The following is a 10660-nucleotide window of genomic DNA, read 5'->3' as shown; positions in this document are numbered from 1 at the left end:
CACAGGCTTGGCTGCAACAATATCGCCAGCAACCGCCAGACAGGACGCCCGCCATGCCCAGCATTCATTTCAACCGAATCGTCAACCTCAGCCACCCGATCCACCCCGACATCGCGCTGTGGCCCAATGACCCACCGGTGGTGTTCAAGACCGAGGCTTCGCTGGAAAAGGACGGTTACCACCTGCGCAGTTTCAGCATGGGCGAGCACAGCGCCACCCACATGAATGCGCCGAACAGTTTCGACGCCGGCGCCATGGGCATCGACGGCTACACCGCCGAATCCCTGGTACGGCCCGCCGTGGTGGTGGACCTGGCGAGCCGTGTGGGGGATGAATCCGACTACATCATCGGCATTCAGGACATCGAGCGCTGGGAGCAGGCACATGGCCGGATCCCGGAGGGTTGCGTGGTGCTGTTCCACACCGGTTGGCAGTCGCGCTGGGCGGATCCGCAACGCTTCATCCAGGTTGATGCGCACGGCCCGCACTTCCCGGGCGTCGGCGCCGCCACCAGCCGATTCCTACTGGAGCAACGCGCCATCGCCGGCATCGGCATCGACACCCATGGGGTGGACCCAGGCCAGGAAACCACGTTCACCAGCAACCGAGGGGTGCTGCAACGCGGCGGCATCATCCTCGAATGCCTCGCCCAGCTCGACCAGCTACCGGCCACCGGCTGCACGCTGGTGATTGGCGTGCTGCGCCTGGAGGCCGGGTCTGGCTCGCCGGCCAGTGTGTTGGCGTTTGCGCCCTAGGGGATGGTGAACGTTCGGTACTCAGCCCAATCTGACACCTGCCCACCCGATGTCTGCCTTGCTGTCATCCTGTAAGATCCCGGCGCCAACCCGGCCCCTTCAATGATCCAGTCTCCGCGCCCATCGGCGATTGGTTTGCCAAAACAGTAGCCCGCCCCCTCAAGGCACACATCCACCATCGCGCCCGCAGCGCTTTTTCCCGAAATGGTAAAGGGTGGAGTTACGTGACTGGTCTGCGTCGGGCTCAAAATCAGTGGGGGCGCTGGGTACACCGGTATCGCTCCGCTCCCAGTGCCCACACCATTATTACAGCCATTTTGGATTGAAACCTCATGTGACACATCGGGCCTATAGGGTTCCAGATTCCACGGTGTTTTACTTCGAGCAATCGCCAAGTGACACACCAACTGACGACGCATGCCTCCCCCATCGTGATATTTCCACTGCCAATCGTTACCGAATTTTTGAACCAACTCGGCGTACTCCGCATTGGTCTGGTTGGACTGTATCGCCCGGCCACATTCGGTGGGTATCACAGACAAACTCCATTCGTTTCTTTGCGTTCCCGGATCGTAACGCTCTGACCAGGCCGCTGACTCAATGTATTGTGCACACGCGCCGCCCGCTCCTTGATCAGCACCATAAGCGACCTGGACAACTAACAATAATAAAAGCACATTAACTTTCATCGCCGCGCCCCTGCTTATCCGCTGAGTGCTCTTCTTTTTTCATCGACATCCGGCAGAACAAATTTCCAATTTTTTAAACTAATCAGGGGACCTTTATCGTTCGGTTATTTGCCCACGCCGACACCTGACCATTCGCTGTCTGTCTTGCCGTAAACCTATAGTCCCCAGGGCTTAATTGCGCGCCGTCGATAAACCAATAACCATTTGCGTCAGCGACCACGGGAGCGCCAAAACAATACCCACCGCCCTCCAAACATACGTCGACGGTTGCGCCAGGTGCACTTTTACCGGAAATTCTGAAGGGTGGCGTTACGGTAGCTCCCTCCATCGGGCTCACTATCCAGGGCTGCTCCGAATAGGACGGTGTTGTCCCGTCTCCTGCCATCACTTCCTGATCATTAGGAGCGAAATTGAAAAGCACGTCCTGATCCGCCGTCATGGGTAAACGGACGCTTATGATAGGAACAACGATGCCTCCGCTATCGCTATAGAATTCTTTTTGATTGGTTCGCGCATCCGCCAGGCCGGCAGGATCCGAATAAAAGAAGGCTTGGATGGGTAGCGTGCGAGCGCTGCCCTGGGGCCAGGTAGTGATCTGTAATTCGTTCCACTCATAAAAGCCATTGACTTTCTGCTTGGCTTTGACTGACTCATAGAAAAAAACTGCGCCGTTAGCCGTACCGCTCGCGACATCGAAGCCACACTGTTCCAAGTGGGGATTGCCGCTCACCGATTGGTTCCAGTGATTGGCCCACTGATCTGAATTGGTGATGCCTTGCGATTGGCAGGGTCGACTGACTTCGTAGTATTTGTTTCCCTCTAACGTTATTCGTCCGCACAAGGAATCGCGATGCCAATCCCACGAATCCATCGGGAATGAGCAAACAACGCCAAGCGAAAGCTTATTGGCCGGTGCCAGAAACTTGGGATAAAGAACATAGCCGTTATTGAACCCCCAGGCAAACGTCTGAAACTTGGCATCCGCTCTCAAATAGGAAAACGCCACCCCTCCTCTTTGTTGCGAAGCAGGACTGGGATCCCAAACCCTGTAGTTATTAGACTTTTTGGTCACCCTCAAGACAACGCCACTGCAGAGAAATGCCGGGCGATTATTTGTGCCACAATTCTCAGCCGCATTAGCGTATTGATTACGAATGGCAGCCAATGTCGCCTGCCCCTCGACCCAGGAGTTGCCCGTATTACCCGCAACCCATTGCGCATTCACCTGATAACAAACAGCGAGCAAGCCAAGTCCGGAAAAACAAAGTATCGTTTTCATAAGCGGGCCTCGTTAATGACTCAACGGTGAAGTGCTCACCACCTTGCAAACCAAGCGCCTCATAAACGGTACGAAATTCAATGACTCAACCCCTGCTTATCAGCCCCGACATCAGGCAACAGCTCCATCTAAGCCATATAACGCGATCAGTCTTGAACAGTCATGACACGCCCTGCACTTTGGTAAGCAGCCTATGACAAGCCCAGTAGCCACTCTACTGTCAGATATGACAGCGCTGACGAGCGGAACGATGGTTAGTCGCCATGCTGGCCAGGCAGATCGATTTCGACGCACGGGACCGCTGCCGTCATCTGCGTTTCAAGGCGTTGCTGCTGCCGTGAGAGACGCAACCTTTCCTACGGCAGCCAACTCTATTTGAGCACCTCCTACACGCTACACGCCGGCCGCCTCAAAACTTGAAGAGCGCCTGGGGCGCCTGGACCATCAACGCCTGCATCAACGACGCCGAACATTCCAACCCACGCAACTGTGCGATGACCGTCTCGAAGCCGACGTGTTCTTCATGCTGCGTGTGCGGCCAGTCACTGCCCCACACCAGTCGTTGGGGACCGAAACGCTGCTCAAGGACAGCCAATGCCGCCTGGGCGAACTCGAGGTTCTGGCGATCCGTTCCAGCCAATCGATAAATACCGGACACCTTCATCCACACCTGCCCGCTCGCACCCAGCGCCATCAGCTCGGCGAAGCCCGGTTGACCAAGGCCCTGGCGCGCATCCGGACGGCCGAAATGATCGACCACCAGCCGGATGCCGAGGGGCAACAATTGGCGAATCAATTCCGGCAGGTCTTCGACATGGCGGTGCAACTCGACATGCCAGTCCAGCTCGGCGATGTGAGCGAAAAAGGCCTTCCAGGCAGCCTCGCGAAAATCCGGCAAGGCCTGGCCCATCAGGTTCAGGCGCACGCCGACCACGCCTGCCCGGGCCATGTCTTGCAACTCGGCGCGGCTCACGCCCCGCTCCAGCACCACCACCCCGCGCAATTGCTCCGGCGCCTGGCGCAACGCGGCCAGCAGGTAGCGGTTGTCGGTGCCGAGAAAGCTCGGCTGCACCAGGACGCCATGGCTCAGGCCATGAGCGTGCAGGTGGTCGAGGTACTGCGCCAGCGTCGCATCATAGTCGGGTGTGTAGCGCCGCGCGGCGACCAGCGCCAGCTCGCGGCTGAACACATGCGCGTGGGAGTCGATGCCGGTGATCGGCGAACGCGTATCAGGCATGGGCGCTCTCGCTGGGGGTAACGGGATGTTCTGGTTGCTTCGACGCTTCCAGGCTACGGCCACGGGTCTCCGGCAGGCACAGCGCCGCGATCACCGCTACGCCATAGGCGATGCCGGCGTCGATGCCAATGGCCGATCCCAGCGACATCGAATCACTCATGTGCCCGACCAGGAACGGGAACACCGCCGACAGCACGCGGCCGAAGTTGTAGCAGAAGCCGACGCCGGCGCCCCGCACATCCGCCGGGTACAACTCGTTGAACAGCGCCCCGAGGCTCGCCGGGATGCCGGCCGCGAAGAAGCCCAGGGGGAAACCCAGGAACAGCATCTGGGTGTTGGTCAGCGGCAAGAATACGTAGCACTGCACGGTGACCACGCAGCACAGCGCGAACAACACGATGTTCTTGCGGCGGCCGATGCGATCGATCAACAGGCCGCTGACCACGCAACCGCACCAGAAGGCGAAGATGATCACCGCCAGGTAGCCGCCGGAGTTGAGTACCGACAGGTTGCGCTCGGTCTTGAGGAAGGTCGGCAACCAGGTCATCACCGCGTGATAGCCGCCGTGGGCACCCAAGCCCAGCAGGCCGCCAAACAATGTCACGCGGATCAGTTCAGGCCGGAAGATGCCGCCCAGGGACTTGAAGAAGTTCTGCGGAATGGCCTTTTCCTTTTGCAGGCGCTGGAAGCTGTCGGGTTCCTCGACGTTGCGCCGCACCCAGATGATCAGGAACGACGGCAGCAGGCCAACGATGAACATCACTCGCCAGGCCATGTCCTGGGGCACGAACGAGTAGATCAGCGTGAAGACCCCGACGGCTAGGCCCCAACCCACTGCCCAGGCACTCTGTACCGTGCCCATGACCTTGCCGCGATACTTGGGGTTGATGGTCTCGGCCATCAGCACCGCACCGGCGGCCCATTCGCCACCAATGCCGAAACCTTGCAGCGCCTTGACCACCAGCAGTTGATGGAAGCCGGTCACAAACGCCGACAGGAAGGTGAAGAAAGAAAACCACAGGATCATCCATTGCAGCGTACGCACCCGGCCGTAGCGGTCCGACAGCGTGCCGCCGACCCAGCCGCCGAGCGCCGAGGTGACCAGGGTCACGCCGCTGATCAGCCCCGCATCCCCCTTGGACAAGGCAAACGCGGCGATCAGCGCCGGTATCGCCAGGCCAAACATTTGCACTTCCAGCGCGTCGAGCGACCAGCCGCCGAAGCAGGCCCAGAACGTTTTGCGCTCCCGCGCAGTGACTTGGCGATACCAACTGAACATGTTTTTTATCCTTATAGTCGAATCAAAGGCAGCCGAGAGCGAACCGCGCCGCTGCAGGGCCAGTGATGGCAAAAAAACGGAACCGGCGCCGAGGTTCGCCGCCGGGGCTGTATCAACCCGTCATGGGTCAGCGAATATCCACGCTGTAGCGGAAATGCTCGGCATGCCCGCGCGAGCGCCGCCATTCCAGCGGCGTGCCGGCGTAGTCACGCGCCAGCCGCTCGATCACCACCACCGGGCTGTTGACCGGCACTTGCAGCAATCGCGCGTGCACGTCGTTCACCGACTCGGCGGTGAGGGTTTCCTGGGCGTAGGCAACCACCTGGCCGCAGGTTTCTTCGTAGATGGGGTACAGCAACGGGCCCTTCTGACTCAGGTCGATTTCGAGCAGCGATTGGAACCGGTCGCGCGGCAACCAGATTTCTTCGGCGAGCACCGGCTCGATATCGAGCAGACGCAGGCGGACGATGCGAATCACCGGGGCATCGGCGGGCAGCCCCAGCGCCTGGGCCACCGCCGACGGCGCGGCCACCGGCTCGATGGACAGGATGCGGCTCTCGGGAATCCGACGTTCGCCCGAGGCGCTCTGGAAACGGAAGAAACGAAACAAGGAAGATTGAAACTGTGGCCGGCGAATGAAGGTGCCTCGTCCTTGCTGGCGCTCCAGGATGCCCTCGCTGACCAGGGCATCGATGGCTTTGCGCACGGTGCCGGTGGACAGTTGATACTCCGCCGAGAGCGCGGCCTCCGTGGGGATCGCCTCCCCGGGCGCCAGCGGTTGTTGGCAATCTGCTCGGCCAACTGGTCGCGCAGGCGTTGATAGAGCGGCAGGCGCACATCACTGGAAAGAGGGTTCATTGACCTTATTCACCTTGTTATCTAGTCATATATATGAATATTGCGGCGAGTATTTCCCTTGCCCGTCCGGCTGTCAAGCCAGGCTTGACGGTGAGACGGACGAATGGCGAGCCAATCCGTGCATAACGACAAGCCCGCTCAATAGACCCGCCGAACGCCACGTAGTACAGTGCGTGAAAACCGATAAATATCCATCTTGAGGAGACTGAAGTGACCCGATTCCAACGTGACGCGACCGGCCTCGCCCGGTCAGTTGGGGTGAGCACCCCATGATCGAAATCACCGAAGTCTCCATTGCCCAACTGCGCGCTGCGCTTGAATCCGGCCAGACGACGGCGGTCGAGTTGGTGCAGGCCTACCTGGCCAGGATCGATGCTTATGATGGTCCGCACACGTCCACGGCCCTCAACGCCGTGGTGGTGCGCAACCCCGAGGCCCTCAAGGAAGCGCAGGCGTCCGATGCGCGCCGGGCCAGCGGCCAGACCCTTGGCCCGCTCGATGGCATCCCTTATACGGCCAAGGACAGTTACCTGGTCAAGGGGCTCACGGCAGCGTCCGGCAGCCCGGCCTTCAAGGACCTGGTTGCCTATCGCGATGCGTTCACCATCGAACGGCTGCGCGCCGCCGGTGCCATCTGCCTGGGCAAGACCAACATGCCCCCCATGGCGAATGGCGGCATGCAGCGTGGCGTGTATGGTCGGGCAGAAAGCCCCTACAACGGCGACTACCTCACCGCGCCTTTTGCCTCGGGCTCCTCCAACGGCGCCGGCACGGCCACTGCGGCCAGCTTCGCGGCCTTCGGCCTGGCGGAGGAAACCTGGTCCAGCGGCCGCGGCCCGGCGTCGAACAACGGCCTGTGCGCCTACACGCCCTCGCGTGGGGTGATCTCGGTTCGCGGCAACTGGCCGCTGACGCCGACCATGGACGTGGTCGTGCCCTTCGCCCGCACGATGGCCGACTTGCTGGAAGTGCTGGACGTGGTGGTGGCAAGCGATCCGGATACCCGTGGCGACCTGTGGCGCCTGCAACCCTGGGTGCCGATTCCGAGTGTCGAGGCGGTTCGCCCCGCCTCTTACCCAAGCCTGGCCAGCCAACCGGGCGCACTCGCCGGCAAGCGTTTCGGCGTACCGCGCATGTACATCAATGCCGATCCCGAAGCGGGTACGGCGGATGCACCGGGTATTGGCGGCCCGACGGGCCAGCGCATCCACACCCGCGCCTCGGTGATCGAGCTCTGGGAAGCGGCGCGCAAGGCCATCCAGGCCCATGGCGGCGAAGTGATCGAGGTGGATTTCCCATTGGTGTCCAACTGCGAGGGCGATCGCCCCGGCGCACCGACCGTGTTCACCCGGGGCCTGGTGTCCAAGGCGTTCCTGCACCATGAGCTGTGGGACTTGTCGGCCTGGGCCTTCGATGATTTCCTGCGGGCCAACGGGGATCCGACACTCAACCGTCTGGCCGACGTCGACGGGCCGAAGATCTTCCCTCACGATCCGGGCACCTTGCCCAACCGCGAGGATGATCTTGCCGCCGGGATGGACGAGTACGTGAAAATGGCCGAGCGCGGCATCACCCCCTGGGACCAGATCCCGACCCTGCCCGACGGCCTGCGCGGCCTCGAAGAAACGCGCCGGATCGACCTCGAAGACTGGATGGACCGGCTGGGCCTGGACGCGGTGATCTTCCCCACCGTTGCCGACGTTGGGCCGGCGGATGCGGATATCAATCCGGTATCTGCCGACATCGCCTGGAGCAACGGCGTCTGGGTTGCCAACGGCAACCTCGCCATCCGCCACCTGGGTGTGCCCACCGTCACCGTGCCGATGGGCGTCATGGCGGACATCGGCATGCCGGTCGGGCTGACGTTTGCCGGTCGAGCCTATGACGATTCGAAGCTGCTGCAACTGGCTTCGGCGTTTGAATCGATCGAGTCCAAACGCCTGATTCCGCCGCGCACACCGCCGTTGTCGACAAACGCCTGAGGCTGTGGGAGCTTGCTCGCGATCGCATTTGCACAGCCGACATCTCGGCAAGCTGATGGGTCGCTTTCGCGAGCAAGCTCGCTCCCACAAGGATCTGCGGTTGTTCATTGCATTTGCGCACGCACCAAATCCTGTGGGAGCGAGCTTGCTCGCGAAGGCGTCGGCACGGCCAACCTCGATTCAATCCTCAGCCGTCTCCTAATTAACAACGTTTAACTCGCCCCTCCCCGCCTCGCCACGAAGAATGACTCCCGCCGTTCGGCCCGGCCTTCCCACCGGAATCAGCCAAGCCGAGGCAAGTCATTTTTCACGCGGGGCATCACCCATGTTGCTTGCATCAAAAAATATCACCGGGCTCAAGCCGGTCTGGCTCCTGGCCTGGTTGGCCGGCGGGGCTGCGCCGGTGATGGCGGCGGGGTCGGGGCAAGAATCGACCGGCGTTCTCGACGGCGCCAAGCTGGACGTGCTCAGCCGCAACTTCTACCTCAATAACGACTATCGCTCCGCCAGCCCCTCAGGCAAAAGCTACAAGGCGGAATGGGCCCAGGGATTCATCACGTCTTTCGAGTCTGGATTTACCGCCGGCACGGTCGGCGTGGGCCTCGATGCCCACGGTTTCCTGGGTCTGAAGCTGGACGGCGGCAAGGGGTATTCCGGCACGGGATTGCTGCCGCTGGATGATGACGGCCGTAGCGAGGACCAGTATTCCAGCGCCGGCGGCGCGCTGAAGTTCAAAACCTCACGCACCACCCTGGCAGTGGGTGAAATGACCGTGGAAACCCCGGTATTCGACACCGCAGACAAACGCCTGCAACCGGAATACGCCACAGGCACGCTACTCACCAGCCACGAGCTCGACGGCATCGACCTGCAAGCGGGCCATTTCAACGCATTCAAGAACCAGGACGCCTCCACCGGCAGGGGCGACTTTTCCGGTTACGGCGCCACGACCCGTCACAGCACCATCGACTTCATCGGCGCCGACCTGCTGGCCGGACAGCCCCTGGGCGGCGCCCTCTATGCGTCCGAGCTGAGCGATACCTGGCGCCAGTACTACGCCAACCTGCACACCACCTTCGGCGCGCTGTTTGTCGACGGCAACCTGTACCACACCCGCGATGAAGGCCGGGCTGCCGCCGGCGAGATCGACACCACGGCCTATAGCCTGTCCGGTCGGTATCGACTCAACGCCCAGGCCTTCACCCTGGCCTATCAGAAGATCAATGGCGACACGCCCTTCGATTTCGTCGGCGGCGATTCGATCTACCTGGCCAACTCGATCAAGTACGCCGACTTCAACGGCCCGGGGGAACGCTCCTGGCAAGCACGGTACGACCTCGATCTCGGCGCCCTGGGCATTCCCGGCCTGAGCTTCATGGCCCGCTATGTAACCGGAAGCGGGATAGACGGCAGCCACGCGCCGCAAGGCGGTGCCTACAACCCGTTCGATGCGGACAGCGGCACCTACCGTCCACAACAAGGCGATGGCGGACGCCACTGGGAGCGCGACCTGGACCTGCACTACACCGTGCAATCAGGCCCGGCGAAAGACCTGTCACTGCAACTGTCCCATGTCACCCACCGGGCCAACAGCGCCCAGGCCGGGGATGACATCGACAGGCTGTATGTCGTCATCCAGTACCCGCTCAAGCTGGGGCCGTTTTGAACCACCGCGCCGGGTTCACAGCCGGAAATGCTGCTGCAGGGCCCGGCCGAGCAGGTCAACCGCTTCGTCGGCGTATGAGGCCTGAGACCTGACGAACACCACCTCATGGTCGGCAATGGCAGGCAGGTCGTCGAGGATTCGCATGCTCGGCGTCACCCGCGCGCGGTCTATCAGGCTGATCGCCAGGCCCGCTTCCACACACGCCTTGACGGCCTGGTTGGAGGGGCTTTCGAGGACGATGCGCGTCTTGCGGCCGCGTTGCCTGAGGGACTCGATCATCGCCTGGCGATAAGGGCATTGCGCCGCATGCACGGCCAGCGGCAACGGCTCCATCGAGGCGATCGCCGTCTGGGCCGGACCCACCCAGACCGGCGTGGTGGACACCAGCACCTGCGCCTGGGCATCCGGCTCGCCCTTCGGCTGGGTCACGACCGCGGCTTGAAGCTTGTCGCGCTGCACCAGGTCGCGCAGTGCATAGCTGGGCGCGGTCTTGAGCTCCAGCACTACATTGGGCCAGGCCGAGGCGAAGGTCGGGAGGATGTCGCGAATCACATGGTCGGCGTATTCGTCCGGCACCCCCAGGGTAATGCGGCCCGCCAGTCGCGTCCCCTGCAGGTCGGCCAGCACTCGGTCATGGGTGCGCAGCAGCTCCGTCGTCGCCAGCAGCAGCCGCTTGCCCAGCGTCGTCAGGGAAACGGCCTGATTGTCACGATTGAATAAACGGCCACCGGCAACCGCCTCCAGCCGTTGGATGTGCACGCTCACCGCTGCCGGGCTCTTGTGAAGCAGTTGCGCCGCTGCGTTGAACTTGCCGATCCGCGCCACCGCATGGAACGTGCGGACCAGGTCGATATCGAGTGTGGCTGTCATGGTTCAACCCTTTTGAACAACTGATGCACGATATTTTGATTTATT

Annotated in this window: 8 protein-coding genes and 1 pseudogene; 3 read left to right on the top strand and 6 right to left on the bottom strand. The window is 61.7% G+C overall.

The features are described from left to right. The first annotated feature begins 53 nt into the window (after positions 1–53). On the top strand, positions 54–755 hold the full coding sequence (locus tag KI241_RS11265; RefSeq protein WP_042730904.1) for a cyclase family protein: 702 nt from the start codon (positions 54–56) through the stop codon (positions 753–755). Here the strand turns inward: KI241_RS11265 and KI241_RS11260 are convergent. From KI241_RS11260 to KI241_RS11240, 5 genes and pseudogenes are all read right to left on the bottom strand, one after another. Beyond that, positions 752–1444 (bottom strand): DUF2599 domain-containing protein, encoded by a 693-nt coding sequence (locus KI241_RS11260; protein WP_080922105.1) that lies wholly within the window; start codon positions 1442–1444, stop codon positions 752–754. The genes KI241_RS11265 and KI241_RS11260 overlap by 4 nt on opposite strands. Before the next feature lie 82 nt (positions 1445–1526). After that, the gene (locus tag KI241_RS11255; RefSeq protein ID WP_212803700.1) at positions 1527–2723 is read right to left on the bottom strand and encodes a halovibrin HvnC; all 1197 of its coding nucleotides are present in this window, start codon (positions 2721–2723) and stop codon (positions 1527–1529) included. A 409-nt stretch (positions 2724–3132) separates the two neighbouring features. Continuing rightward, positions 3133–3960: an amidohydrolase family protein gene (locus KI241_RS11250; protein WP_212803699.1), complete on the bottom strand. Its 828-nt coding sequence runs from the start codon at positions 3958–3960 to the stop codon at positions 3133–3135. After that, positions 3953–5239, bottom strand: coding sequence for an MFS transporter (locus KI241_RS11245; protein ID WP_047735462.1), 1287 nt, complete (start codon positions 5237–5239; stop codon positions 3953–3955). Before KI241_RS11245 ends, KI241_RS11250 begins: the two co-directional genes overlap by 8 nt. A 127-nt stretch (positions 5240–5366) precedes the next feature. Further along, positions 5367–6097: pseudogene (locus tag KI241_RS11240) on the bottom strand (GntR family transcriptional regulator). Positions 6098–6366: 269 nt separating this feature from the next. Between KI241_RS11240 and KI241_RS11235 the strand changes: the two are divergent. Together KI241_RS11235 and KI241_RS11230 are read left to right on the top strand one after the other, a co-directional pair. Next, positions 6367–8079: an amidase gene (locus KI241_RS11235; RefSeq protein ID WP_047735466.1), complete on the top strand. Its 1713-nt coding sequence runs from the start codon at positions 6367–6369 to the stop codon at positions 8077–8079. Between the two features lie 325 nt (positions 8080–8404). Further along, positions 8405–9745: an OprD family porin gene (locus tag KI241_RS11230; protein WP_212803698.1), complete on the top strand. Its 1341-nt coding sequence runs from the start codon at positions 8405–8407 to the stop codon at positions 9743–9745. Positions 9746–9760: 15 nt separating this feature from the next. On the opposite strand, the gene KI241_RS11225 is transcribed toward KI241_RS11230, so the two are convergent. Further along, complete coding sequence (locus KI241_RS11225; RefSeq protein ID WP_042730911.1) at positions 9761–10615, bottom strand: LysR substrate-binding domain-containing protein; 855 nt, start codon at positions 10613–10615, stop codon at positions 9761–9763. Between the last annotated feature and the right edge of the window lie 45 nt (positions 10616–10660).

It is taken from the genome of Pseudomonas sp. Cab53 (assembly GCF_018325965.1).
In the GTDB taxonomy this organism is placed as follows: domain Bacteria; phylum Pseudomonadota; class Gammaproteobacteria; order Pseudomonadales; family Pseudomonadaceae; genus Aquipseudomonas; species Aquipseudomonas chlororaphis_E.
The sequence above is the reverse complement of the archived record's forward strand: the minus strand, read 5'-3'. Positions and strand labels throughout refer to the sequence as shown.

Coding starts and splice junctions, on each gene's coding strand:
- KI241_RS11230 (WP_212803698.1), top strand. CDS start 8,405: ATGTTGCTTGCATCAAAAAATATCACCGGGCTCAAGCCGGTCTGGCTC.
- KI241_RS11260 (WP_080922105.1), bottom strand. CDS start 1,444: ATGAAAGTTAATGTGCTTTTATTATTGTTAGTTGTCCAGGTCGCTTAT.
- KI241_RS11265 (WP_042730904.1), top strand. CDS start 54: ATGCCCAGCATTCATTTCAACCGAATCGTCAACCTCAGCCACCCGATC.
- KI241_RS11225 (WP_042730911.1), bottom strand. CDS start 10,615: ATGACAGCCACACTCGATATCGACCTGGTCCGCACGTTCCATGCGGTG.
- KI241_RS11245 (WP_047735462.1), bottom strand. CDS start 5,239: ATGTTCAGTTGGTATCGCCAAGTCACTGCGCGGGAGCGCAAAACGTTC.
- KI241_RS11235 (WP_047735466.1), top strand. CDS start 6,367: ATGATCGAAATCACCGAAGTCTCCATTGCCCAACTGCGCGCTGCGCTT.
- KI241_RS11250 (WP_212803699.1), bottom strand. CDS start 3,960: ATGCCTGATACGCGTTCGCCGATCACCGGCATCGACTCCCACGCGCAT.
- KI241_RS11255 (WP_212803700.1), bottom strand. CDS start 2,723: ATGAAAACGATACTTTGTTTTTCCGGACTTGGCTTGCTCGCTGTTTGT.